At 62.3% G+C, this 23,181-nt stretch carries 23 protein-coding genes and 2 tRNA genes; 8 read left to right on the forward strand and 17 right to left on the reverse strand.

The annotated features are described in order from the left end of the window. From AACQ95_RS18395 to AACQ95_RS18405, 3 genes are all read right to left on the reverse strand, one after another. Positions 1–175, reverse strand: a 175-nt coding sequence (locus AACQ95_RS18395; protein WP_234839612.1) for a GTP-binding protein, incomplete at its 3' end; no start/stop codon positions are given. Between the two features lie 172 nt (positions 176–347). Beyond that, a tRNA-Gly gene (locus AACQ95_RS18400) sits at positions 348–422 on the reverse strand. A gap of 38 nt (positions 423–460) precedes the next feature. Continuing rightward, positions 461–545, reverse strand: a tRNA-Tyr gene (locus AACQ95_RS18405). 261 nt (positions 546–806) lie between these two features. Here AACQ95_RS18405 and coaA point away from each other — a divergent pair. After that, a complete protein-coding gene (gene coaA / locus AACQ95_RS18410; protein ID WP_042036009.1) occupies positions 807–1,745 on the forward strand; it encodes a type I pantothenate kinase in 939 nt (312 codons plus the stop codon). Positions 1,746–1,822: 77 nt separating this feature from the next. Here the strand turns inward: coaA and birA are convergent, their stop codons facing one another. Both birA and murB read right to left on the reverse strand, forming a co-directional pair. Then, entirely contained in the window at positions 1,823–2,788 is a 966-nt protein-coding gene (gene birA / locus AACQ95_RS18415; RefSeq protein WP_103472255.1) for a bifunctional biotin--[acetyl-CoA-carboxylase] ligase/biotin operon repressor BirA, read from the reverse strand. Next, positions 2,785–3,822 carry a UDP-N-acetylmuramate dehydrogenase gene (gene murB, locus AACQ95_RS18420; RefSeq protein WP_241279287.1) on the reverse strand — a complete coding sequence of 346 codons (1,038 nt, stop codon included), beginning with the start codon at positions 3,820–3,822 and terminating at the stop codon, positions 2,785–2,787. Before murB ends, birA begins: the two co-directional genes overlap by 4 nt. A gap of 127 nt (positions 3,823–3,949) precedes the next feature. Here murB and AACQ95_RS18425 point away from each other — a divergent pair, with 127 nt between their 5' ends. Together AACQ95_RS18425 and AACQ95_RS18430 are read left to right on the forward strand one after the other, a co-directional pair. Further along, a complete protein-coding gene (locus AACQ95_RS18425; protein WP_043554131.1) occupies positions 3,950–4,603 on the forward strand; it encodes a potassium channel family protein in 654 nt (217 codons plus the stop codon). Beyond that, positions 4,600–5,955: a TrkH family potassium uptake protein gene (locus AACQ95_RS18430; protein ID WP_103472257.1), complete on the forward strand. Its 1,356-nt coding sequence runs from the start codon at positions 4,600–4,602 to the stop codon at positions 5,953–5,955. Before AACQ95_RS18425 ends, AACQ95_RS18430 begins: the two co-directional genes overlap by 4 nt. A gap of 72 nt (positions 5,956–6,027) precedes the next feature. Here AACQ95_RS18430 and AACQ95_RS18435 read toward each other — a convergent pair whose 3' ends face one another. Further along, the gene (locus AACQ95_RS18435) at positions 6,028–7,998 is read right to left on the reverse strand and encodes a DNA topoisomerase III (protein WP_241279288.1); all 1,971 of its coding nucleotides are present in this window, start codon (positions 7,996–7,998) and stop codon (positions 6,028–6,030) included. Positions 7,999–8,364: 366 nt separating this feature from the next. Here AACQ95_RS18435 and AACQ95_RS18440 point away from each other — a divergent pair, with 366 nt between their 5' ends. Further along, a complete protein-coding gene (locus tag AACQ95_RS18440; protein ID WP_241279289.1) occupies positions 8,365–9,495 on the forward strand; it encodes a NapC/NirT family cytochrome c in 1,131 nt (376 codons plus the stop codon). Between the two features lie 22 nt (positions 9,496–9,517). Then, positions 9,518–11,998 carry a trimethylamine-N-oxide reductase TorA gene (gene torA / locus AACQ95_RS18445; RefSeq protein WP_241279290.1) on the forward strand — a complete coding sequence of 827 codons (2,481 nt, stop codon included), beginning with the start codon at positions 9,518–9,520 and terminating at the stop codon, positions 11,996–11,998. A 223-nt stretch (positions 11,999–12,221) separates the two neighbouring features. Here torA and AACQ95_RS18450 read toward each other — a convergent pair whose 3' ends face one another. The 4 genes from AACQ95_RS18450 to AACQ95_RS18465 all read right to left on the reverse strand — a co-directional run bounded on the left by AACQ95_RS18450 (position 12,222) and on the right by AACQ95_RS18465 (position 15,354). Continuing rightward, entirely contained in the window at positions 12,222–12,683 is a 462-nt protein-coding gene (locus AACQ95_RS18450; protein ID WP_043142646.1) for a hypothetical protein, read from the reverse strand. Positions 12,684–12,895: 212 nt separating this feature from the next. After that, positions 12,896–14,245: a sensor histidine kinase gene (locus AACQ95_RS18455; RefSeq protein WP_043142649.1), complete on the reverse strand. Its 1,350-nt coding sequence runs from the start codon at positions 14,243–14,245 to the stop codon at positions 12,896–12,898. Positions 14,246–14,282: 37 nt separating this feature from the next. Beyond that, a complete protein-coding gene (locus AACQ95_RS18460) occupies positions 14,283–14,939 on the reverse strand; it encodes a response regulator transcription factor (protein ID WP_005318517.1) in 657 nt (218 codons plus the stop codon). An 82-nt stretch (positions 14,940–15,021) separates the two neighbouring features. Next, positions 15,022–15,354: a PepSY domain-containing protein gene (locus AACQ95_RS18465; protein ID WP_043142650.1), complete on the reverse strand. Its 333-nt coding sequence runs from the start codon at positions 15,352–15,354 to the stop codon at positions 15,022–15,024. A gap of 63 nt (positions 15,355–15,417) precedes the next feature. Here AACQ95_RS18465 and AACQ95_RS18470 point away from each other — a divergent pair, with 63 nt between their 5' ends. Continuing rightward, complete coding sequence (locus AACQ95_RS18470) at positions 15,418–15,666, forward strand: PepSY domain-containing protein (protein WP_043142652.1); 249 nt, start codon at positions 15,418–15,420, stop codon at positions 15,664–15,666. 48 nt (positions 15,667–15,714) lie between these two features. Here the strand turns inward: AACQ95_RS18470 and AACQ95_RS18475 are convergent, their stop codons facing one another. Then, positions 15,715–16,347: a protein-methionine-sulfoxide reductase heme-binding subunit MsrQ gene (locus AACQ95_RS18475; RefSeq protein ID WP_241279291.1), complete on the reverse strand. Its 633-nt coding sequence runs from the start codon at positions 16,345–16,347 to the stop codon at positions 15,715–15,717. Positions 16,348–16,444: 97 nt separating this feature from the next. After that, the gene (gene msrP, locus AACQ95_RS18480) at positions 16,445–17,449 is read right to left on the reverse strand and encodes a protein-methionine-sulfoxide reductase catalytic subunit MsrP (RefSeq protein ID WP_241279292.1); all 1,005 of its coding nucleotides are present in this window, start codon (positions 17,447–17,449) and stop codon (positions 16,445–16,447) included. Between the two features lie 373 nt (positions 17,450–17,822). Here msrP and AACQ95_RS18485 point away from each other — a divergent pair, with 373 nt between their 5' ends. Next, positions 17,823–18,305 carry a DUF1097 domain-containing protein gene (locus AACQ95_RS18485; RefSeq protein ID WP_241279293.1) on the forward strand — a complete coding sequence of 161 codons (483 nt, stop codon included), beginning with the start codon at positions 17,823–17,825 and terminating at the stop codon, positions 18,303–18,305. A 72-nt stretch (positions 18,306–18,377) separates the two neighbouring features. Here the strand turns inward: AACQ95_RS18485 and AACQ95_RS18490 are convergent, their stop codons facing one another. From AACQ95_RS18490 to cydH, 4 genes are all read right to left on the reverse strand, one after another. After that, positions 18,378–19,658, reverse strand: a complete 1,281-nt coding sequence (locus tag AACQ95_RS18490; protein WP_042870179.1) for a sigma 54-interacting transcriptional regulator — start codon at positions 19,656–19,658, stop codon at positions 18,378–18,380. After that, positions 19,655–20,170, reverse strand: coding sequence for a hypothetical protein (locus AACQ95_RS18495; RefSeq protein WP_043142662.1), 516 nt, complete (start codon positions 20,168–20,170; stop codon positions 19,655–19,657). Before AACQ95_RS18495 ends, AACQ95_RS18490 begins: the two co-directional genes overlap by 4 nt. An 8-nt stretch (positions 20,171–20,178) precedes the next feature. Continuing rightward, on the reverse strand, positions 20,179–21,579 hold the full coding sequence (locus tag AACQ95_RS18500) for a sensor histidine kinase (protein ID WP_043554143.1): 1,401 nt from the start codon (positions 21,577–21,579) through the stop codon (positions 20,179–20,181). Positions 21,580–21,684: 105 nt separating this feature from the next. Beyond that, positions 21,685–21,777 (reverse strand): cytochrome bd-I oxidase subunit CydH, encoded by a 93-nt coding sequence (gene cydH, locus AACQ95_RS18505; RefSeq protein WP_017409791.1) that lies wholly within the window; start codon positions 21,775–21,777, stop codon positions 21,685–21,687. 127 nt (positions 21,778–21,904) lie between these two features. On the opposite strand from cydH, the gene AACQ95_RS18510 reads away from it, so the two are divergent. Then, positions 21,905–22,417 (forward strand): 2-amino-4-hydroxy-6-hydroxymethyldihydropteridine diphosphokinase, encoded by a 513-nt coding sequence (locus AACQ95_RS18510; protein WP_156994783.1) that lies wholly within the window; start codon positions 21,905–21,907, stop codon positions 22,415–22,417. Between the two features lie 16 nt (positions 22,418–22,433). Here AACQ95_RS18510 and AACQ95_RS18515 read toward each other — a convergent pair whose 3' ends face one another. Continuing rightward, entirely contained in the window at positions 22,434–23,138 is a 705-nt protein-coding gene (locus tag AACQ95_RS18515; RefSeq protein WP_103472263.1) for an SDR family oxidoreductase, read from the reverse strand. Positions 23,139–23,181: the final 43 nt, after the last annotated feature.

Raw genomic sequence — 23,181 nt, forward strand, 5'->3', positions numbered from 1 at the left:
GCTCACGCTCTTCCGGCGCCTTGTCGATCTGGTCGAAGGCGAAAGCTTTACCACCGAAGTGCTTGGCCAGCACGTTGGTGATGGCGGCGGTCAGGGTGGTTTTACCGTGGTCAACGTGGCCGATGGTACCCACGTTAACGTGCGGTTTATTACGCTCAAATTTTTCTTTAGACATGATCGTCCCTCTAAACTAACGCTGAGTACGCGGTGGCAAGCTAACCACAGAACAGTTTATATGATGGATTTGAATCTGGTGGGGAAGAGAGGTTGGTGCTGACAGCCAGGTTCGATTGCCGAACTCACCCTGAGGTGTGACTCTTGGTATCGCCTGAGCCGTATCAGCATCTTGGAGCGGGCAGCGGGAATCGAACCCGCATCATCAGCTTGGAAGGCTGAGGTAATAGCCATTATACGATGCCCGCATTTCTCTAACCCAAAGAACTCAAACCGCAGAGAAATATGGTGGAGGGAGAAGGATTCGAACCTTCGAAGGCAGAGCCGTCAGATTTACAGTCTGATCCCTTTGGCCGCTCGGGAACCCCTCCAGTGCATAAATGCCACAACGGTAATTCTGCTTGCACCCGTTGTTTTGTCGCTTTTGCCGGGCAAATAGGCGACAGACATCCAAGCGTCGCGCATTTTATTGTAAGGATTTTGGGGATGCAACCATTGCGCCTTGCAAAATGTGCATTATTGCCGGGAAGCATGCAAAAAAGGACTCACTCTCTCCTCGAATCCGCCGCGTCTCTTGTCGCTCCCCACCCCTTGGTGTATGGTCGCCCTGCCCAAGAAACAGTGATGACACCATGACGACAGAGCATAACCCCTATCTGCAATTCACCCGCGAACAATGGGCGTTATTGCGCGATGCTGTCCCCCTGACCCTGACCGAACACGATCTGCAGACCCTGCGCGGGATCAACGAGAAGGTGTCATTGCAGGAGGTGGAAGAGATCTATCTGCCCCTCTCCCGCCTGCTCAATCTCTACGTCAAGGCCAAGCAGCGCCGCAGCCGGGTGCTGGAGCAGTTCCTCGGCCAGTCGCGCGGCAAGGGCACCTACATCATCAGCATCGCTGGCAGCGTGGCGGGGGGAAAGAGCACCACGGCCCGCATCATGCAGGCGCTGCTGGAGCGCTGGCCCGAACACCCGAGGGTGGAACTGGTCACCACGGATGGCTTCCTCTATCCCAACAAGGTGCTGGAAGAGCGCGGCCTGATGCGTCGCAAGGGCTTCCCGGAATCCTACGACATCCGTCATCTGGTCGAATTTGTCGCCAATATCCGGGCCGGCCACGAGAAGGTCGAGGCCCCCGTCTACTCCCACCTCATCTACGACATCATTCCTGATGAGAAGAAGGTGGTGGAGCAGCCTGACATATTGATCCTGGAAGGGCTCAATGTGCTGCAAAGCGGCATGGATTACCCGCAGGAACCCCATCGCGTCTTCGTGTCGGATTTTGTCGATTTCTCCATTTATGTGGATGCCGAGGCCGAGTTGCTGCGTACCTGGTATGTCGAGCGCTTCCTCAAGTTCCGCAGCGGCGCCTTCTCGGACCCGGACTCCTACTTCCATCACTACGCCAAACTGGCGGAGAGTGAAGCCAGCAAGATTGCCAACACCATATGGCAAGATATCAACTATCTGAATTTGCAGGAAAACATCCTGCCAACCCGGGAACGGGCCAACCTGATCCTGACCAAGGGCCACGAGCACGCCATCGAGCAGATCAAGCTGCGCAAGTGATGGCCGAGGCACACAGTACCTGAACGAAGAGGGGGCCCGCAGGCCCCCTCTTTCATTGCTGTCGCTGTGACAAGGACTCAGTCGCCCCGGCGCAGGGAGATTTCCCCCCCCAGATAGAATCTTGTCCCTTCACCTGTCTCCAGGCGCAGGGCGCCGCGATCGTCTATGCCGCGAGCCACCCCGCGGATCTCCTGCTCCCCCATCAGGAGCCGCACAGGTCGGCCGGCGAAGTGATCGAGCCGGTTCCAGTCGTCGACAAAGCTGGCCAGGCCGCTCTGCTCGAAGGTGACCATGGCCTGTTGCAGGTGCTCGAGCATGCGGGCGGCCAGCAGATTGCGATCCACCAGTTCCGGTTGTATGTGGCGCAGCTCGGACCAGGCCTGATCGATCCGTTCCCCCTCCCGGGCCGGCATCGCCAGATTGAGGCCAACCCCGATCACCAGGTTGCAGCTGGCACCGGCGCTGCCGCTCATCTCCACCAGAATGCCCGCCAGCTTGCGGCCCTGATAGTAGAGATCGTTTGGCCACTTCAGCTCGACCCCCGGATAACCGAGCGACTCCAGCGCCTGCACCACGGCCACACCGACCGCCAGACTCAGGCCCATGGCCGCCGCCATGCCCTGCTCGAGCCGCCAGTACATGCTGAGGATCAGCTGGCAGCCGAAGGGAGAGACCCAGGGCTTGCCACGGCGACCGCGCCCCGCTGTCTGGCACTCGGCCAGACAGCTCTCGCCGGACTGCAGCTGGTTGACCCGCTCCAGCAGGTACTGGTTGGTGGAGTCGATCACCGGGAAGCAGTGTACCGGCGCCATGGGGGCCATCGCCTGCAACTGCACCTGATCGTACAGCGCCATGGGCACCGCCAGCCGATAGCCCTTGCCGGTCAGGCTGAACAAGTCCAGCCCCAGCTCCTTGAGCGCGGCCATGTGCTTGCTCACGGCCGCACGACTGATGCCGAGCTGCTCGCCGAGCTGCTCGCCTGAGTGGAACTGACCATCGCTGAGCAGGGTGATCAGCGTCTGTCTGGTGGGAGTCAGCGTCATGCCAGTACCTCATCGAGCCAAGTCTCACCGGTCAGGCCCATAAAGCGCACCTCGTGCTCCAGCACCACCCCGAATTTCTGTTCCACGCTGTCGCGCACATGGGCCGCCAGGGCGATGAGCTCCATGGCGCTGGCGCCCCCCAGGTTGACCAGCACCAGCGCCTGCTCCTGATGGACGGCGGCGCGGCCGATGGCAAAGCCCTTGAGGCCGCACTGATCTATCAACCAGCCCGCGGCCAGCTTGGCCTGCCCCTCCCCGGCCGGGTAGCAGGGCATGTGCGGATATTGCAGCTTGAGCGTGTCAGCCAGCGCCCTCGTCACCACTGGGTTCTTGAAGAAGCTGCCCGCGTTGCCGAGCACGGCGGGATCCGGCAGCTTGGCACGACGGGTGGCGCAGACGGTATCGAAGATGGCCTGCGCGGTGGGTGCGTCCCCAAGCGCCGCCAGCGGACCGTAACCCAGCACCGGCGTCCAGGCCTTGGGCAGGCGCAGGCCGACGGCAGTGATGAAATGGGAATCCTGATACTCATGCTTGAAGATGCTGTCGCGGTAGCCGAAGTGACAATCGGCGGCATCGATGCGCTCCAGCTGGCCACTCTGCCAGTTGAACGCCTCGACATAGGCACAGAAGCTGGCCAGCTCGACCCCGTAGGCGCCTATGTTCTGCACAGGCGCGGCGCCGACCGTGCCCGGGATCAGCGCCAGGTTCTCCAGGCCGTACCAGCCCTGTTGCAGGGCGTGGCACACCAGCTGATGCCACTCTTCCCCGGCCGCCACGTGCAGCAGCCAGTGTTCCCCCTCATCCTGCAGCTGGATGCCCTTCAAACGGTTGAGTACAACCAGCCCGGCAAAATCATTGCAAAACAGCACATTGCTGCCGCCACCCAACACCAGGCGAGGCAGGTCGGTCAGTTCAGGCTTGGTCACGAGTTGCTGCAGGTCGTCGACCTGTGCCACCTCAACCAGCCAGAGGCAATGGGCATCGAGGGCGAGGGTGTTGAGCGTCAACAAGGAGGCGTGAGGGGTGAGTTTCATCTGCGTGTCCCGACAATGGCGAGCGGGCAGTCTACCTTATATTCCCGCCGGACGAAAAATCCGGCCCTCTTTTCGGACTCGATCCGCTGGAGTAGAGTATGCGGCTCCGACTCTTGAGGAAGTACTCATGAACAACCAATTTGCCGTCATCGGCCTGGGACTGTTTGGCAGCGCCCTGTGCGAAGAGCTGCAACGGCAGGATGCCGAGGTGCTGGCGATTGATATAGACGAGAGCAAGACTCGCCAGATCGCCACCCTGTGCAACCATGTCGTCGTCGCCGATGCGACCGATGAGTCCACGGTGGCCGAACTGGGGCTGGCCAATTTCGACATCGTCTTCGTCGCCATAGGTGACAACCTCGAGACCAGCATACTCACCACGCTCGTGCTGAAGGAGGCCGGGGTGAAGAAGGTGTGGGTCAAGGCGCGCGACAAGTTCCACGCCAAGATCCTGCAAAAGGTCGGCGCAGACAAGGTGATCAACCCCGAGTGGGACATGGGTCGCCGGGTCGCCCAGAGCATGCTGGACAACCGGCTGTTCGACTATCTGGAGCTGGGTCACGACATGGTGCTGACCGAGTTCGTCATAGGTCTGCCGCAAAATGGCCGCACCTTGGCCGAGTTGCACCTGCTGCAACAGACCGAGCTGCAGCTGCTGGCCATCAAGCGTGGCCAGGTGCTGCACAACGTGCTTACCGGCAAGATGGAGCTGCAACTGGGTGACATCCTGATCCTGGCTGGCAACAAGCATGCCATCGACCACTGGCTGGAAACCTTATGACACGCTGGCGTAGCAGCTACGCCTTCGCCCTGCACCGGGACGATGAGTCCCGCTGGAGCGAGGCCAAGCTGATCCTGGGCAGTTTCCTGATCATACTGCTGGTCGGCACCCTGTTCCTGGTGCAACCCTCCAGCCACAAGGGCGAGGTCACCTTCGTCAACGCCCTCTTCACCGCTACCTCGGCCATCAGCGTGACCGGCCTAGGCGTGGTGGATACCGGCACTGCCTTCACCCTGCAGGGGCAGATCTTCCTGCTGATGCTGATGGAAATTGGCGGCCTGGGCCAGATGACGATGACGCTGCTGCTGATCGCCATGTTCAGCAAACGGGTCGGCCTGCGCCAGCAGGTACTGGCCAAGGAGGCGCTGGGCCAGGAGGGCTCGGTCAACATCATCCAGCTGGTGAAGCGCATAGTGCTGTTCGCCTTCATCGCCCAGCTGATCGGCACCGCCCTCATGGCGATACGCTGGGTACCCGAGATGGGCTGGGGGCGCGGCCTCTATGTCAGCTTCTTCCACGCGGTATCGGCCTTCAACAACGCCGGTTTCTCGCTGTTTGCCAACAATCTCATGGACTACAGAGACGACCCAGTCATCAGCCTGACCATAGCCGCGCTGATCATCCTGGGGGGGATTGGCTTCACCGTCATCGTCGATCTGGTACGCAACCGCCGCTGGCGCAAGCTGAAGCTGCACAGCAAGCTGATGCTGATCATGACGCCGGCCCTGCTGCTGCTGGGTACCCTGATGTTCTGGCTGCTGGAGCACAACAACCCGGGCACCCTCGGCAAGGCCTCCTTCGGGGGCCAGTGGCTGGCGGCCTTCTTCCAGTCCACCAGCGCCCGTACCGCGGGTTTCAACTCCATCGACATAGGTCAGATGGTACCCGCCTCCCTGCTGTTCATGATGATGCTGATGTTTATCGGTGCCGGTGCCACCTCTACCGGTGGTGGCATCAAGGTGACCACCTTTGCGGTGGTGCTGCTGGCCACCAAGGCCTTCCTGACCAAGCGTCCCCACGTCACCGCCTTCGGCCGCACCCTGTCGCCCCAGATAGTGACCCGATCGCTCGCCATCATCATAGTCAGCACCATGGTGCTGATGCTGGCCATGTTCCTGCTGATGATCACCGAGCAGCAATCCTTCGACAAGATCATGTTCGAGACCATATCGGCGTTTGCCACCGTGGGCCTCTCCACCGGCATCACCGCCGGCCTGAGCGAACCGGGCAAGCTCATTCTGGTGCTGGTGATGATCTGCGGCCGTCTCGGCCCGCTGACCCTGGCCTTCATGCTGGCGCGCCCGAGCGAAACCCGCATCAAGTACCCGGAAGAGGGTGTCTATACGGGCTGAGCCCGCATCCATAAAAAGAAGGGGCCATTATGGCCCCTTCTTTTTCTCGGCATTAACGCCCGGTTCAACGGCTCAGGCCACCTTGGCCTTGGCCGGCCGTTTGCCCGCACTCTTGCGAGCCGCGCCAGCCGTCCCCGCGCTGCTCTTGCGGCGGGTGAAGCGCTGCTTGCTGGCACCCGGCGCCGCCTTGGGCAGGGCGCTGAAGCTGGCGCCTGAATCCTGTCTGGCCCCCTCGATCAAGCCGTTCAACTGCTCCGTCAGCGGCCCCATGAATTGCTGGTAGCTGGCGTGCCGTTCGGCGATCTGGCCCAGGCTCTGCTCCCACAGGGCCGTCATGTCAGGCGTGGTGGCGGTGGCAGGCAATGCCAGGATCAGCGCCCGTCCGGTGGGGGTGCCCTTGATGCTCTTGCCCTGGCGCACCAGAAAACGGCGCTTGAACAGCAGGTCTATGATGCCGGCCCGGGTCGCCTCTGTGCCAAGGCCGTCGGTCTCGCGCAGTGTCTTGCGGATCTCGGGGTTCTGCACGTAGCGGGCTATGCCGGTCATGGCGGCCAGCAGGGTGGCATCGGTGAACGACTTGGGGGCCTGGGTCATCTTCTCCAGCAGCTCGCCCCGCTCGCACAGCAGCTGCTCCCCCTCTTTCAGGGCGGGCAGGGTACCGGCTTTCTCTTCGTCGTCATCTTCTTCCACCCCCAGCAGCGCCTTCCAGCCCGCCTTGAGGATCCGCCGCGCCTTGGCCTGGAAGAGGCCACCCGCGATGCGCAGCAGCACCTTGCTGTCGTTGTACTCGAACGGCGGGTAGAACTGAAGCAGGTATTGGCGCGCCACCAGACCGTATATTTTGGCCTCATCGCCGCTGAGGCTGGCCTCGTTGCCGCGCTTCTCGGTGGGGATGATGGCGTGGTGGGCATCCACCTTGCTGTCGTTCCACGCCTTGCTGCGGATCTTGCCGTCCGCCTCGCTCACCGCCCTGGCGAGCGCCGGCGCGGTCGCGGCTATGGCATCCCGTACCTGGCCGGCGCGGTTGAAATGATCGCTCGGCAGGTGGCGACTGTCGGATCTCGGGTAGGTGATGAGCTTGTGGCGCTCGTAGAGCCCCTGACACACATCCAGCACCCGCTTGGCATCCATGCCAAAGCGTTTGGCGGCATCGATCTGCAGGCTGGAGAGGTTGTAGGGCAGCGGCGCCGCCTGTTTGCGGGCCTGCTCCTCGACCTCTTCCACCACGGCTGGTTGGCCATTGATGCGACTGACCACCTTCTCGGCCAGTGCCCGGTTGAGCACCCTCCCCTCCTCATCCTGCCAGGGCAGGCAGGCCTCGGAAGGCAGCCACTTGGCGCTGAAGCGCTCGTTACCTTCGGTCACCACATGGGCCAGCACCTCGTAGAAGGGCTTGGGCACGAAGGCCTCTATCTCCAGATCCCGCCGCACCACCAGCCCCAGCAGCGGGGTCTGCACCCGGCCGACCGACAGCAGCTCGCTGCAACCGCCCTTGCGGCCGAGCAGGGTGTAGGCCCGGGTCATGTTGATGCCATAGAGCCAGTCGGCGCGACTGCGGGCCAGCGCCGACACCGCCAGCGGCACGAACTCCTTGTTGTCCCTGAGCTTGTCGAGGGCACGGCGCACCGCCGGCGGGTTGAGATCACTGATAAGGCAGCGCTGCACGGGCCTGGTCTTGGGGTAGCCGAGAAAATCGATCACCTCGTCCACCAGCAGTTGCCCTTCCCTGTCCGGGTCACCCGCATTCACCACGCAGTCAGCCTGCTTGATCAGCCGCTTGATGACGGTGAGCTGGGTTTTGGTCTTGGGCTTGGCCACCAGTTGCCACTGGGCGGGGATGATGGGCAGTTGCTCCATGCGCCACTGCTTGAAGGCGGCGTCGTAGGCATCGGGCTCGGCCTGCTCCAGCAGGTGGCCGATGCACCAGGTCACCACGTCCCCCTGGGCTGTCTCGATGAAACCGTCCCCCTTCTTGTGGGGCTTGGGCAACACATCGGCAATGGCGCGGCCCAGACTGGGCTTCTCGGCGATAAAGAGTCGCATGGCAAACATACCTGAATACTGTATATGCGAACAGTATATACCGAGCCTTTTGCAAAGCCCAAGCCCGGCCACCCGTGGATCCGGTGATCGCGAGCACGCTGTCGGTCAGCGCCGCGACTCGGGGTCAAGGATGCAACTACCCTTGAGGATGCTCATGCGAGCCAGATGATGAAACCTGGCCCGAACGAGTGCGAACAGGATGATAAAAGCGCTGAAGTTAAATTAAATTCAATTAAATGATAAAATACAAAATAATAAATGCATTTAAAATAACAATACGAAATAAAAATCATGATAGAGGTCAAGCCACTACCTCTCCCTAGCTACTACTATATTGGTAATATTTGATCGTAGGAAAACGCCGCCATGCTTGGAAAATTATTGAGAAAGACCTGGTTCTGGCTCCTGCTGCTCGGGGCCCTGCTGGGCGTCGCGGCATTGGGTGTCACAGTGACAGTGATGCATAAAACCAGTTCTACCGAGTTCTGCGTCTCCTGCCACTCCATGCAGACACCGCTGGCCGAGTATCAGGGCAGCGTCCACTTCCAGAACGTGAAGGGCATCCGGGCTGAGTGTGCAGACTGCCACATCCCCAATGAACCCAGCGCCTATCTGTGGACCAAGATCCGCGCAGTGAAGGATATCTATCACGAAGCGATCGGCACCCTGGACACCCCGGAGAAATACGAATCGCACAAGCTGCGCATGGCCCAGTCCGTCTGGGACGAGCTCAAGGCCAACGATTCTGCCACCTGCCGCAGCTGCCACAGCTACGCCGCCATGGACATTCTGGCCCAGCGCCCCAATGCCCGGGCCGAGCACCCGGTCGCCATCAAGGAAGGCCAGACCTGCATCGACTGCCACCGCGGTGTCGCCCACATCATGCCTGACATGAGCGAGCTGGCCGCCGCCGGCGCGAGCGAGCTGGCCCAGGCTGCCGCCCAGACCCCGACCAGCGTCACCACCCGTTACGCCATCGCCACGGCGCCGCTGTTCCTCGATGCCGCCGCCAAGACAGACGAAGGCACCCTGATGCCCTCCACCAGGGTGGAAGTGCTGGCCAACGAGAATGGCCGCGCCCAGGTGCAGATCGAAGGCTGGCAGCAGGACGGCGTGAGTGAAGTCTTCTACGCCGCCCCCGGCAAGCGGATCCTGAGCGTGCTGGTCGGTGATGCCGCCAAGAAATCCCTGGTCACCGGCCAGAGCGAAACCGACAGCGCCACCAACCTCACCTGGCATCAGGTCACCTTGACCGCCTGGGTGGATCAGAGCCAGCTCATCGGCGATCAGGGCAAGCTGTGGCAATACGCCTCCACCCTGATGTCCAACAACTGCACCGGCTGCCACGGCCTCACCGCGCTGGATCACTTCAATGCCAACCAGTGGATCGGCGTCATCAAGGGGATGGAATCCCGTACCTCCCTGACCCCGGAACAGGCTCGCATGTTGACCCAATACGTCCAGAAACATGCCAGTGACATGAGCGCGGCGCACTAAGGCTGGCACAGAGGAAATCGTCATGACTTTTTTTACCGATAAGAAAACCAATCTGTCCCGCCGCAACCTGCTCAAGGGGCTCGGCGCCTGCGCGGCCCTGCCGCTGCTGGCCGGCATCTTCCCGAAGAGCGCCCTGGCCAAGGCCATCAGCACGGCGCTTGAACAGTTCCCGACCCTGGTGCCGGCCCAGAAGGGCATACTGACCGGCGCCCACTGGGGCGCCTTTGAAGCCATAGTCGAAGAGGGCCGCATGGTGCGTGTCCAGCCGGTGGCCGATGATCCGGCGCCGAACGATCTCATCGACATGGCCCCGTTCCAGGTTCACGCCAAGAACCGCATCAAGTACCCCATGGTGCGCAAGAGCTGGCTGGAGCAGGGCCCTGGCGCCAAACCCGAGCTGCGCGGCGCCGACGAATGGGTGCGAGTGAGCTGGGACAAGGCCATCGAACTGGTGGCCGGCGAGATTGGCCGGGTGCAGAGCGACTTCGGCCCGCAGGCGATCCACGCCGGTTCCTACGGCTGGAAGAGCGTCGGCATGTTCCACAACAGCCGCACCCTGCTGCACCGCCTGATGAACCTGGCGGGCGGCTTCACCGGTTATGCCGGTGACTACTCCGCCGGCGCCGCCCAGGTGATCATGTCCCACGTCATGGGCTCCATCGAGGTGTATGAGCAGCAGACCGCCTGGCCGAACGTGATCGAACACGCCGAACTGGTGGTGCTGTGGGGCGTCAACGCCCAGGTAACCCTGAAGAACAGCTGGAACATGCCGGACCACGAGGGTCAGGCCGGCTTCCAGGCGCTGAAGGAGAAGGGTACCCGCATCATCAGCATCGACCCCGTCTACAACGAGACCGCCAAGCTGGCCGGGGCCGAGTGGATTGCGCCGAACGCCTATACCGACGTGGCCATGATGCTGGGGGTGGCCCACACCCTCTATACCGAGCAGAAACACGATCAGGCCTTCCTCGACCGTTACACCAGCGGCTTCGACAAGTTCCTCACCTACCTGCTGGGCAAGGAGGATGGCCAGCCGAAGAGCGCCGAGTGGGCGAGCACTGTCTGCGGCGTCGATGCCGCCGTGATCCGTCAGCTGGCCCTCGACATGGCGTCCAAGCGCACCATGATCATGGCGGGCTGGGGCATGCAGCGTCAGCATCACGGCGAGCAGCCCAACTGGATGCTGGTGACCCTGGCCGCCATGCTGGGCCAGATCGGCCTGCCCGGTGGCGGTTACGGCTTCAGCTACCACTACTCCTCCGGTGGCAGCCCCACCGCCAAGGGCGGCATACTGGCGGGTATCTCGGCCGGCAACGCCCCCAAGAACAGCCCGGCGCCGATCCCGGTGGCCCGCATCGCCGACTGTCTCGCCAATCCGGGCAAGACCATCGACTTCAACGGCCGTCAGCTCAGCTATCCGGACATCAAGCTGGTCTACGTGGCGGGTGGCAATCCCTTCCACCACCATCAGGACACCAACAACCTGCTCAAGGCCTGGCGCAAGCCGCAGACCGTGATAGTCCATGAACCCTACTGGACCGCCACCGCCAAGCACGCTGACATAGTGCTGCCGGCCACCACCAGCTACGAGCGCAACGATCTGGAGATGGGCGGCGATTACTCCCAGCGCTACGTCTTCCCCATGCACCAGTGCGTGCCGCCCCAGCACGAGTCACGCAACGACTTCGACATCTTCAGCGCCATCGCCGCCAAGCTGGGCCTGCTGGAGGCCTACACCGAAGGCAAGGACGAGATGCTGTGGCTCAAGCAGATGTATGACGGCATGGCCGCCCAGGCTCGTGGCGCCCGGGTGGCACTGCCGCCGTTCAACATGTTCTGGGAGTCCAACAACTACATCCGCTTCCCCATTCCGGAGGCGAACCGCCAGTGGATCCGTCACGCCGATTTTCGCGAGAACCCGCTGCTCAACCCGCTCGGCACCCCGTCCGGCAAGATCGAGATCTTCTCCAATACCATCGCCGGCATGGGCTATGCCGACTGCGCCGGCCATCCCAAGTGGTATGAGCCCAAGGAGTGGGTGAAGAGCGAGACCGCCAGCCGTTATCCGCTGTCGCTCAACACCTCGCACCCGACCCAGCGGCTGCACTCCCAGCTGGACAACACGCCGCTGCGGGACAAGTTCGCCATCGCCGATCGCGAGGCCATCCTGATCCACCCGGATGATGCCAAGGCCCGTGGCATTCAGGATGGGGACCTGGTGCGCGCCTTCAACGATCGCGGCCAGATCCTGGTGGGCGCCCTGGTGTCGAAAGACATACGTCCAGGTGTGGTGCGCATCTGTGAAGGGGCCTGGTTCGACCCGGCCAAACCGGGTGAGGCGGGGGCCATCTGCAAGAACGGCAACGTCAACTGCCTGACCTTCGACGAGGGCACCTCCAGCCTGGCGCAGGGCAACTGCGGCCACATGGCCCAGCTGCAGATCGAGAAATACAGGGGCCCGGCACTGGCCAATACCGCTCACGCGGTGCCGGCCAACGGCTGAGTTCACTCTCGACCAACAAAAACGGCGCCATCAGGCGCCGTTTTTTATTGCAGTCAATTTGCTGTGGCAGTGGTGACTCAGAAGTCCCCTTACTGCATGTACTCTTCCGCACACTCAACTCATGATGTGACCAGAGCGGACGGGAATACTCAGAAGTCCCTTTCCACCATGTACTCTTGTGCACACGCCACCCGCTCTGCAGCCGGAGCACGGACAAGGTGACTCAGAAGTCCCCTTCCTGCATGTACTCTTCCGCACACTCCACCAGCTGAGGCCAGAGCTCTTCCGGCACCCAGGCATCCGGGTCATCTTCGTCGCCGTCGTACTGGGTCCAGAAATAGCGCCGCAGGCCGGCGGCGAAGTCGTCGCTGACCTCGGCCAGCTCGGAGAGCGGTCCCAGCCAGGCGATGCGGCGCAGGCCGGAGGCGAGATCGTTGAGCGCATCCACCAGACCGCGATCGTCTCTGATCTGCTCCACCAGCAGGGTGAAGCGCTCGCGGGCACTCGCGATTTCGTCTTCGTCCAACTCACCCACATCGGCCAGCAGATCGATGAAATCTTCCAGCAGGAATGCGATCAGGCTATCTCTGTCCTCGAACCACTGGAGCTGAGCCCCCTTGATCCCCAGTACAGAGGAATCGAACGAGTCATCAAGATGACATAGTGCCCATGGATCGTCTGTCATTGCTACCCTTCCTCAGGCTTGAACAAGTGTCTTATCTTATGCTTGGCCCGCTCCCCGTGCCACCTTGAGCGGTGGCGGGGAGCGGACCACCCTAATTCCATTGCCCCATGACGAGGCTTGATAATACTAGGCTCTCTACCCAGGCCACCTTGGGCGTTGGCGGGGAACGGGCCACCCCAATTATTTCATCCGCCCTATAACCGGCTTGATCCCTAGCTATCCACCCTTGCCACCTTGGGCAGTGACAGAGACGCCGCCAGGCCACCCAATTCCGCCCGGCCCATGATGAGATTGCCTCTATAGGCCTCGGCCAGATCGGAGACTATGTTGAGGCCGAGCCCGGAGCCCGGCACCTTCTCGTCGAGCCGCACCCCACGCAGCACCGCCTTGGCGATCTGATCCTCGCTCATGCCGGGGCCGTCATCCTCGATGCGCAATGTGATCCAGCCCCCCAGCTCGGCGCTGGAGATGCGCAGCTGGCCGGCCGACCACTTGAAGGCGTTCTCGAGCAGGTTGCCCACCATCTCGTCGAAGTCCTGCTCCTCCACCCCGACCGCCAGATTGGCCGGCACCTGCAGATCCACCTCCCTGCCCGGGTAGAGCCGGGAGAAGGCGCGGCAGATGTACTCCACTCGCGCCCGCACCGGGGTCGACACCCCGAGGATCTTGGCGGCGCCCGTCACCCGGGCCTTGCCGAGGTGATAGTCGATGTGGCGCTGGATCTGGTCGAGCTGCTCGCCGATGGCGGCCTGATCCTCGGGCGACAACTGGGCCACCTGATTGCGCATTATGCTGAGCGGCGTCTTGAGGGCGTGGGCCAGATTGCCGGTGTGGGAGCGGGCCCGTTGCAGCAGCTCACCGTAGTGGTGCAGCAGGCGGTTGATGTCCTCCACCAGCGGCTGGATCTCCAGCGGGTAACGCAGCCGAAATCCCTCCTGATGCCCCTGATGCACCCGCCCCAGCTCGCGGCGCAGCAGATGCAGCGGGCGCAGACCATAGACGATCTGGAACATGAAGCCTAGCACCAGGCCGGTGGCGGCAAAGCCGAGGCCGAGGAACAGGCTGATCCGGGTCTTCTTCAGGGTCTGGGTCAGGGCGCTGCTGTCCTTGGCCATCACCAGGGTAAACACCTTGTCAGAGCCCGGCAGCAGCACGGCACGGGTCATGATCAGCAGGGGCTCCTTGTTGGGCCCCTTGCCGACGAACAGATCCGGATCGCCAAACGCCGACTTCAGGCCGTGCACGTCGAGGTGCACATCCCACAGGGAGCGGGAGCGGCTGACCACTGCATCCCCCAGCTCCAGCTGCCAGTAGTAGCCGGAGTAAGGTTGACGGAAACGGGGATCGGCCATGGGCTCGGTGACTATGGGCAGGCCGTCCGGCTGGATCTCGAGCCGGGAGAGCAGATCATAGAGCTGCAAGCGCAGGCCGTCGGCTTCCGCCTCCTGCCAGTAGTTGCGCATCATGGTCTGCAGGCTGAAACCTGTGGCGAACAGGAAGAGGCCGCACCAGACCAGGGCTATGACCACCAGCCGCCCCCGCAGGGTCCGTACCAGCCTCATTCACCGCACCCTGGCAGCGATTGCATCAAGGCCTGACTCATTCGTTGATCCGGTATCCGAGGCCACGCACAGTCTCAATCAGATCGGCGTGGGTCTTCTTGCGGATCCGGCCGATGAACACCTCGACGGTATTGGAGTCGCGATCAAAATCCTGGGCATAGATGTGGTCGATCAGCTCGCTGCGCGACACCACCTTGCCCCTGTGCTGCATCAGATAGCCGAGCACCCGGAACTCGTGGGCGGTGAGCTTGATGGGGGTGCCTTCGTACCACACCTGGGAGGCCGCCATGTCGAGCCGCACTCCGCCAATCTCCAGGATCGAGCTGGCATTGCCCGCCGCCCGGCGCACCAGCGCCTGCACCCGCGCCACCAATTCGGCCACCTGGAACGGCTTGGTGAGGTAGTCGTCGGCACCGGCATTGAGCCCTTCAATCTTCTCGTGCAGCTGGCCGCGGGCGGTCAGCACCAGCACTGGGGTATCTATCCCCTTGCTGCGCCACTCTTTCAGCACGCTCAGGCCATCGCGACCCGGCAGGCCGAGATCCAGGATGATGGCGTCATAGGGCTCGGTCTCGCCGAGAAAGCCGGCTTCGTTGCCATCATGGCAAAGGTCGGTCACGAAACCGGACAGACGCAGCTGTTCCGCCAGCTGGCCCGCCAGTGTCTTCTCATCTTCAACTATCAGAATGCGCATAAATGGGTATCCAAAGCAGGGTTACACTTGCGTCAGCGGAGAGGGGGTCGGGCAGCCATGTCTGCCAGAGCGCCCAACCGGGTCACTCTTCTTCCGGTGGAGGGCGAGGCTCGAACAGCCGCTCTAGATGATGGCCCTTGAGCCACACCATCTCCAGGTTGTCGGCGCGATAGCCCACCTTGATGACGCTGTTCTCGCTGTCGATGAGCTTGAGCTCATACAACCAGATGCCATCCTCTTCCCCCAGATCGACGCGCAGCACGCGCACCGGCAGGCGAGAGGCCACCTCCATCACCTCATGAAAGGGCCTGATCCGACCCTCGCTGACAGCTTGTTGCAGCAAGGCCTCGTTCGGCGTGGTTGCCTGCGCCATCACGGGCAGCAGCAACCCAAGCAGAGACAGGGCTCTATTCATGGATGATTCATCTCCAAAAACCTAACATAATGCCGTTTATAGTCTGCCAGCCATGAATCCGGAATGAATATGATCCCACGCAGTATCCTGCTGATCCTTTGCCTCTTTTCCACCCTTGGCTGGGCGGCCCAGACGCGTCTCGACATGCCGGCGTTGGTCAAGCTGCTGTTGGCCCAAGGGTACCACGACATTCGGGAAGTGGAGCTGGAAGGGGATAAATTCGAGGTAGAAACCCTGGACGCCCAGGAGCAGCGAGTGCAACTGCTGGTCGATGCCTACAGCGGGGAGATCACCAAAAAAGAGGCCGACTAGGCCTCTTTTGCTATGTGCGCTGCGCACGTTGGATGAGCGCGCGACGAGTCACGCCTCTTTCAGTTTTTGTGGCTGACGCTGGCGCCAGGGGCGCAGCAGCTTGTCCCGCCGTGGCCACAGCAGGGCACAGGCCAGCAGCAAATAGATGAGCGGCTCCTGCCAGCCACTCTTCACCGACCACCAGTAGTGCACAGGCACCAGCAGGGCCACCGCATAGATCCAGTTGTGCAGCTTCTGCCAGGCCGGCCCCATAATCCGCAGCAGGGCCGGGATCGAGGTGATGCTCAGCGCCACCAGCAGCAAGAGCGCCAGCGCCCCCACCAGTATGTAGCTGCGCTTCACCAGCTCGCCGCCAATCAGGCCCCAGTCGAACTGCAGATCCAGCCCCAGCCAGACCATAAAGTGCAACCCGGCCCAGGCCGCGCACCAGAGCCCGAGGGGGCGGCGCAACTTGATGAGCTGGCCCTGCCGCCAGCGTTTGGCCAGCGGTGACACCAGCAGGGTGAGCAGCAGCAGATGCAGCGCCCCCTTGCCGAGATAGTGGGTCAGCCCCTGTACCGGGTCTCCTCCCAGCAGGCCGCCGGGCACAGCCACCAGCAGCCAGAGCAGAAACCCCAGCGAGGCAAGGTGTACCAGCAGGCGCAAGCCGTTGATATGGGCTGTTTTCAGCCTCGGCGTCATATCGCAGTTCCCGTTATGTTTTTCCCACCCCTCATCCCCAACCCTTCTCCCACAAGGGGAGAAGGGGGCAAGACACCGTTCGGGCAGAGCGTCAGTTTCAATACCATTTGCGCAGATCCATCCCCTGATAGAGGGAGGCCACCTCGTCGGCATAGCCGTTGAACATCAGGGTCGGCTGACGCTTGGCGCCGAAGATGCCCCCCTCGCCGATGAAGCGCTCGCTGGCCTGGCTCCAGCGCGGGTGATCCACCTGCGGATTGACGTTGGCGTAGAAGCCATATTCGTTCGACGCCAGCAGATTCCAGGTGGTGGGCGGCATCTCTTCTACCAGCCGGATGGAGACGATGCTCTTGATGCTCTTGAAGCCGTATTTCCAGGGCACGACCAGCCGGATCGGGGCTCCGTTCTGGGCAGGCAGCGTCTTGCCGTAGAGCCCCATCGCCAGGAAGGAGAGCGGGTGCATCGCCTCGTCCATGCGCAGCCCCTCCACGTAGGGATAATCGATGCCGCCACCGAGGGAGCGGGAGGCCTGTCCCGGCAGTTGCTCGGGGTCATACAGGGTCTCGAAGGCCACGAACTTGGCGCGACTGGTGGGCTCGGCACGGCGAATGAGGTCCGCCAGCGAAATGCCGCTCCAGGGCAGCACCATGGACCAGGCCTCCACACAGCGCAGCCGGTAGATGCGCTCTTCGAGCGTGCTCTTGTTGATGAGATCCCACACGTCCAGCGTAAACGGCTTGGCCACCTCCCCCTCCACCTTGAGGGTCCAGGGCTCGGGTTTGAGGTAATGGGCATTGCGGGCCGGGTCCCCCTTGTCGGTGCCCAGCTCATAGAAGTTGTTGTGGGTGGTGGCCTTCTCCTCCGGGGTGATGATCACGCCCTCGGGCCGGGCAGCGGCATGGATGTTGAGCGGCCTGGTCGCGGCGGCGGGGGTTGGCTTGTCGGCGGAGAAGAGATCGAGCACGCTCGCCTGAGTGGGAAACGCCAGGGTCGCGGCCCCCAGCCCGAGTCCCTTCAGGATGAGGCGACGATCCTGATAGACGGCTTCCGGGGTGACATCCTGCTCGGTGGGATGGTGGGAAGAGCGGCGCTTGATCAACATGAAAAACTCCCGGGGCTATGAGGGTGATAACCATAAGACCCGCCCCGGCCGAGTTTTATTTCACACAAATTTACATGAGTTGGTGCAGGGGTAGGGCCTTGGCCATGGTTCCGACCAGGAACAACACTACGAACACCAGCAGAGGAACGATCACATTTGGCACCATCAGACTCACTCCATGAGCAGGACAGGGCCTCTAACTATGGTGCAGGGCCAAAGACGCCACCAATGAATTTTTTTCGCGAGCGCAAGCGTATTCCTGAGTTGAAATAAGTGATGAAGATCACACACAATTCCGCCCCTGCTTGCCGCCCCCCCTGCGAGGGGTAGGCTCCCCCTTTTTCCAGATGTCACTACTTTGAAGAGTCACACCATGAGCCCATTGATCGCCATCGCCATCACGACCGGGATCCTCTCCGCCATCTGGGGCTGGGTTGCCGTCGCCCTCGGCCTCATCTCCTGGGTCGGCTTCCTCGGCTGTACCAGCTACTTCGCCTCCAGCGGTGGCTACAAGGCGCTGCTGCAAACCATGTTGTGCAATGTGAGCGGCATGCTGTGGGCCCTGCTGCTGATCCACGGGGATGCCTGGTGGGGAGCCGGTGTGACGGGTTACATGATGACGGGGCTGGTCGCGACCCTGATGTGCGTGCAGGCCAAGCAGCAGTGGCTCGGCTACATTCCCGGCACCTTCGCCGGTTGCTGCGCCACCTTCGGGGCGGCGGGAGAGTGGCGACTGATACTGCCTTCCCTGGTGATAGGCGCGCTGTTCGGTTACCTGATGAAGGCGAGCGGCCTCTGGCTCTCCCAGAAAACCCAGAAAGCCCAGGCCACGGCTGGCGTCACCGACCCGGCCTGAACCTGCCGACCAGGCCGATTCGGTCTGAACCAAGAGGGGCGGTCCGTCATCGACGGGCCGCCCCTCTGTCATTTATCCCTTCGACTTGAAGTTCGCGGCTTCAATGCCGTGCCGATTCAACAGCTTGTAGAAATCGGTGCGGTTTCTGCCCGCCATGTTGGCCGCCAGGGTCACGTTGCCCTCTGTGGTACGCAGCAGCCGGATCAGATACTCCTTCTCGAACTCGGCCCGCGCCTCGTTGAACGAGGGGATGCCGCCGCTGCCGCCGCTCAGGGCGGACTCCACCATGGCGGCGCCGATCACCGGGCTGCAGCAGAGGCTGGCCAGCTGTTCCACCACGCTGTAGAGCTGGCGTACGTTGCCGGGCCAGCCCGCCGCGGCCAGCAGGGCCAGCGCCTCCGGCGAGAAGCCGAGGGCGGCGCAGTCGCCGTGACGGCTGCGATATTCGTCCAGCGCCTGTCTGGCCAGCAGCGGAATGTCTTCGCTGCGGGCACTGAGGGGCGGCAAGGTGATGTTGGCCACGTTGAGGCGATAGAAGAGATCCTCCCGAAAGCGCCCCTCCTCCATCGCCGCCACCAGATCCTGATGGCTGGAGCTGATGACCCGCACCTCGGGGATGCCCTGACCGTACTCCTGCAGCACCTGCAGCAGCTTGGCCTGCAATGACTCCGACAGATCCCCTATCTCGTCCAGAAACAGGGTCGCCCCCTTGGCCTGCTCGAACAGACCGGACTGACCGTCCTCGCCGAACAGTTGCAGATCCAGCGCGGCCCACGGCAAGGCGGCGCAGTTGATGGCGTGCAGCGGCTTGTCACGGCGACTGCTGGCCTGATGCAGCGCCTGGGTCATCACCCCTTTGCCGGAGCCGGAAGGACCCATGATCAGCACGGGCACTTCCATGCCGGCTATGCTGTTGGCCTGGATCAGCAACTGTTCCATCTGCGGGTTGCGGGTCAGGATCAGCGATTGCCAATCCTGCCGCTGCTTTGGGCGAGTCAGGCTCAGCGCATGTTCTATGGTGGCAAACAGCTCATCCTTGTCGATGGGCTTGGTGAGAAAGCTGAATACCCCGGAACGGGTGGCCTGAATGGCGTCGGGTATGGTGCCGTGAGCTGTCATGATAATGACCGGCAGCCCCAGCCACTGGGACTGGATGCGCTCGAACAGCGCCAGTCCGTCCATGCCGGTCATGCGCAGATCGCTCAGCACCAGATCGGCCCGCTGCTGGCGCAGTCTGTCCAGCGCCCCTTCGGCGCTGTCGGCGGTATCCACCTCGTAGCCCTGGCTGCGCAGGCGCATGCTCATCAGTTTGAGCAGGCTGACATCGTCGTCGACCAGCAGGATGCGACTCATTTTAGCGCCTCGCCATTGCCGTTCAGCTTGCGCTGATTGAGCTGTTCATCGATGGCGGAGAGCTGTTCGATCTGGCGGCGCAGACGCTGCACCTCCTGACTCTGATCGTCACGCCGACTGTCACGGGCCAGCAGCTCCTCGCCGAGGGCAATCCAGCTGCGCAGGAAGGCCTGGGCATCCAGCCCCAGCTCGGGCAGCAGGCTCTTGAGTTTGTCCAGTCCGGCCCGGCGATTTGCCACCGACTCGGACGGATGGGTGTTGACCATGGCCAGGCTGACCCGGCTCTCGATGTCGCTCGCCCCCTTGAGGCGCTGACGCTCCTGCACCCGCTGCTGGGCATGGCTGGCCAGCAGCCAGTCCGAGTACTGCAGGCGCACCTGCATCTCCTTGTTGGCAAACTCCATCCGCTTGGCGAGGGCGAGATCCGACGACGCCGCCGGTTCACCCGCGGGCAACAGGGAGCAGCCTGTGAGCAGACCCATCATCAATACCGGAACAACACATTGTTTCATCTTAGGCTTCACTTCAACGTCAACCGGAAACAGACATCCGCCTGTTCATCTTCAACCAATACCAACTCGCCGCCCAGGCTCATCGCCGACTCGCGAGCGATGGAGAGCCCCATGCCGGAGCCCTTCAACAAACCTTGCCGCACTATGCTGCCCTGCTCGAACGGCTCGAAGATCCGTTCCCGCTCGGCCACCGGAATGGAGGGCCCTTCGTTGGCCACCTCCAGCCAGCCGCCATCGGCATCCTGCCCGGCGCGGATCCAGATCTGGCCGCCCATGGCGCCATAACTGACCGCGTTGGAAAACAGATTATCGAGGATCAGCCGCAAGCGATACGGCTCGGCCTGCAGCATGATCGGATCGGTCGGCAAGTGTACACTGATTTGTTTGGATTCCAGCGCCAGCCGGTACTCTGCAGACAATTCTGACAACAGGGGCGCCAGCGCCACCGGAGTCAGGCTGAACACCTCCTGCTGGCTGAGGCGGTTGAAATCGAGCAGGCGTTCGATCAGGGTCTGCAACCGGCGGCTGTTCTCCTCCAGCATCTGGCAGATCTCCTGCTGATCCGGGGTCAAGGGCCCTACAAGCTGCTCTGAGAGCAGATCCGCCCCCTCCCGCAGCACCGCCAGCGGGGTCTTCAACTCGTGGGAAACGTGGCGCAGGAACTGGTATTTCTGCTGCTCCAGCTCCTTCAATTTGTCGTGCAGCCAGCCGATCCGCTCCCCCAGCAACACCAGCTCGGCCGGCCCGTCCACCGGGCGCTTGTCCGGTTCCACACCGGCACCCAGGCTCAAGATCCGCGACTCAATCTGACGTACCGGGTGGATGATCAGATAGGTAAACAGCAATACCAGCAGCAGGCTGAGTACGGCCACGAAACCGCTGACCCACCAGATCTCCGTCATCAGGTCGGCAATGGTGGCTCGCACCCGGCTGACATGCTCGTCTACCTGGCTGCGGGTGATGATCTCAAGCTGCTGATTAACATGGTTAAAATCATCAAACTTTGGACTGGTCGACTCGGCCTTGGCACGGGCCAGATCCTGCAGGCTGTCGAGCCAGGTCAGTGCCTGCTCGAGACCCGTGTAGGCCTCGGCATCCGGGATCGAACTCTGATGGGCGGCGAGCAGGCCGCGATAGCTCGCCAGCTGCTGCTGATAGCTGGCCAGGATGCGATCATCCCCCAGCACGGCATAACGACGAAGAGTACGTTCCAGATCAATGGCTTGGGTAGTGAGCAGCGTCGCCCGCCGGGTATCGCGCACCGCCCGTTCCAGCTCGTCGCTGGTCAACTGGCTGAGGTGTTCGAGAGCCTGGCTGTCGTGCCAGATCATGCCGCCCAGCGGCATCAATACCAGAACGAAGCCCATCAATACCACTTGCAACAGGGAGCGTGGACGTACCTTGGTCATCTTGGGCTGTCTCGATTCATCATGGGTGGGCCAGCATATCCGCACTCCCCCAAAAAGCAAAACCGGCCAGGAGGCCGGTTCATACTGCAAAATGAGGGATGGGGTTCACGCCAGACCGACGGATGCCACACAGATAATCAGGATCATCGCCAACGCGCCAGACGCGGTCAACAGTGCCCACTTCAGTTCCACACTCATGCAAACCTCCTTTCTTGCCAACATAGAGCCTGATCACAACAGACAATTTGATGTTAATGCATAGTTAATCCGATTACCGTGAGCCGTGTATACATTTCAGATGAGCCCTACTCAAGGACCGATGAAGATGTTCTATCTGTGCAGCATTGGATCGAATCTGGATCCCCACCAGCATGTCAGCCAGGCGGTCGGTGAACTGCTCGAGCGTTTCGGTCGCCTGCAACTGAGCTCGGTGATCCAGACCAAGCCGGTGGGGATGCACTCCCGCCACGACTTCCTCAACTGCCTGTTCGTCACCGAAAGCACGCTGACGCCCCTGCAGCTGAAAACCGTCTTCATCGCCATGGAGCTGGCGCACGGCCGGGATCGCAGCGATCCGAACTGCAAGGTGCTCGACCGGCCGCTGGACATCGACATTCTGGCCAGCAACCCGACCGATGACTTCGCCGCCACCCGGGTCGATGCCTACCTCAACGAGCTGCTGGCCGAGCTGTATGGGCAGGGGGAGGTGCGCGATCGCAAGGTCACCTTGCCACTGCACACCCGGCTGATGGCGGGCAAGGTGATCGAGGAGCAGCAGGTCGGCCTCACCCCCCTGGCCCTGCAACAGGCGGCAGAGGCCTCTGTCGCCCGGAGCTGAGCGCCTCGCTCAGGGCTCAGATGACGGCCAGGCTGCGGCCGCCATCGACCCGGATGCTGGCTCCCGTCATGTAGTCGTTCTCCATCAGCAACTGCACCGCCTGCCAGATGGGCTCCAACCCCCCTTCCCGCGCCAGCGGCGTTTTCGCCAGCACCTGCTGGCGCCACGCGTCGCCATGTTCGTCGAGAAACAGGATGGGGCCAGGCTCTATGGTGTTGACCCGGATGGCGGGTGCCAGTTCGCGGGCAAAGCTCATGGCAAGGGAGTGAGCACCCGCCTTGGTGGCCACATAGCTGGCAAACTGGGGGGCCGGGGCGTGAATATAGATATCCGTGATGTGGATGATGCCGGCATTGGCGTTGCACGCCAGCTGGGGCGCCAGCGCCCGGTTGAGCTGGAAGGGGGCCGCCATGTGCACCCGATAAAACTGCTCGAACTGGGCCAGTTGCACCGCCGGATCCGCGGCCTGGGGCTCGAAGGCCGAGGCGTTGTGGATCACCAGCCCCAGATCCTGATGGGCGGCCAGCACCTCGATCAGCCTGCCGACCTCCTCTTCACGAGCGAAATCCGCCTGCACCAGCTCGACCCCGAGCGCCGCCAGTCTGGCCAGCTCGGGCCGCTCGCTGCGATAACTGCCCGTCACCTGCCAGCCGGCCGCCACCAGTTGCTCGCACAGATAGAAGCCGAGCCGGCGGCCACACCCCGTCACCAATGCACGCATAACCTCTCCTTTGTCATTGCTTGCCGACCCGTGGCAGGGCCCT

The sequence above is a fragment of the Aeromonas sp. MR19 genome (assembly GCF_963899305.1).
In the GTDB taxonomy this organism is placed as follows: domain Bacteria; phylum Pseudomonadota; class Gammaproteobacteria; order Enterobacterales; family Aeromonadaceae; genus Aeromonas; species Aeromonas bestiarum.

Bases quoted from the DNA above. Each gene is read 5' to 3' on its own strand.
- coaA (WP_042036009.1), top strand. From the start codon at position 807: ATGACGACAGAGCATAACCCCTATCTGCAATTCACCCGCGAACAATGG.
- birA (WP_103472255.1), bottom strand. From the start codon at position 2,788: ATGACGCTGACTCCCACCAGACAGACGCTGATCACCCTGCTCAGCGAT.
- murB (WP_241279287.1), bottom strand. From the start codon at position 3,822: ATGAAACTCACCCCTCACGCCTCCTTGTTGACGCTCAACACCCTCGCC.
- AACQ95_RS18425 (WP_043554131.1), top strand. From the start codon at position 3,950: ATGAACAACCAATTTGCCGTCATCGGCCTGGGACTGTTTGGCAGCGCC.
- AACQ95_RS18430 (WP_103472257.1), top strand. From the start codon at position 4,600: ATGACACGCTGGCGTAGCAGCTACGCCTTCGCCCTGCACCGGGACGAT.
- AACQ95_RS18435 (WP_241279288.1), bottom strand. From the start codon at position 7,998: ATGCGACTCTTTATCGCCGAGAAGCCCAGTCTGGGCCGCGCCATTGCC.
- AACQ95_RS18440 (WP_241279289.1), top strand. From the start codon at position 8,365: ATGCTTGGAAAATTATTGAGAAAGACCTGGTTCTGGCTCCTGCTGCTC.
- torA (WP_241279290.1), top strand. From the start codon at position 9,518: ATGACTTTTTTTACCGATAAGAAAACCAATCTGTCCCGCCGCAACCTG.
- AACQ95_RS18450 (WP_043142646.1), bottom strand. From the start codon at position 12,683: ATGACAGACGATCCATGGGCACTATGTCATCTTGATGACTCGTTCGAT.
- AACQ95_RS18455 (WP_043142649.1), bottom strand. From the start codon at position 14,245: ATGAGGCTGGTACGGACCCTGCGGGGGCGGCTGGTGGTCATAGCCCTG.
- AACQ95_RS18460 (WP_005318517.1), bottom strand. From the start codon at position 14,939: ATGCGCATTCTGATAGTTGAAGATGAGAAGACACTGGCGGGCCAGCTG.
- AACQ95_RS18465 (WP_043142650.1), bottom strand. From the start codon at position 15,354: ATGAATAGAGCCCTGTCTCTGCTTGGGTTGCTGCTGCCCGTGATGGCG.
- AACQ95_RS18470 (WP_043142652.1), top strand. From the start codon at position 15,418: ATGAATATGATCCCACGCAGTATCCTGCTGATCCTTTGCCTCTTTTCC.
- AACQ95_RS18475 (WP_241279291.1), bottom strand. From the start codon at position 16,347: ATGACGCCGAGGCTGAAAACAGCCCATATCAACGGCTTGCGCCTGCTG.
- msrP (WP_241279292.1), bottom strand. From the start codon at position 17,449: ATGTTGATCAAGCGCCGCTCTTCCCACCATCCCACCGAGCAGGATGTC.
- AACQ95_RS18485 (WP_241279293.1), top strand. From the start codon at position 17,823: ATGAGCCCATTGATCGCCATCGCCATCACGACCGGGATCCTCTCCGCC.
- AACQ95_RS18490 (WP_042870179.1), bottom strand. From the start codon at position 19,658: ATGAGTCGCATCCTGCTGGTCGACGACGATGTCAGCCTGCTCAAACTG.
- AACQ95_RS18495 (WP_043142662.1), bottom strand. From the start codon at position 20,170: ATGAAACAATGTGTTGTTCCGGTATTGATGATGGGTCTGCTCACAGGC.
- AACQ95_RS18500 (WP_043554143.1), bottom strand. From the start codon at position 21,579: ATGACCAAGGTACGTCCACGCTCCCTGTTGCAAGTGGTATTGATGGGC.
- cydH (WP_017409791.1), bottom strand. From the start codon at position 21,777: ATGAGTGTGGAACTGAAGTGGGCACTGTTGACCGCGTCTGGCGCGTTG.
- AACQ95_RS18510 (WP_156994783.1), top strand. From the start codon at position 21,905: ATGTTCTATCTGTGCAGCATTGGATCGAATCTGGATCCCCACCAGCAT.
- AACQ95_RS18515 (WP_103472263.1), bottom strand. From the start codon at position 23,138: ATGCGTGCATTGGTGACGGGGTGTGGCCGCCGGCTCGGCTTCTATCTG.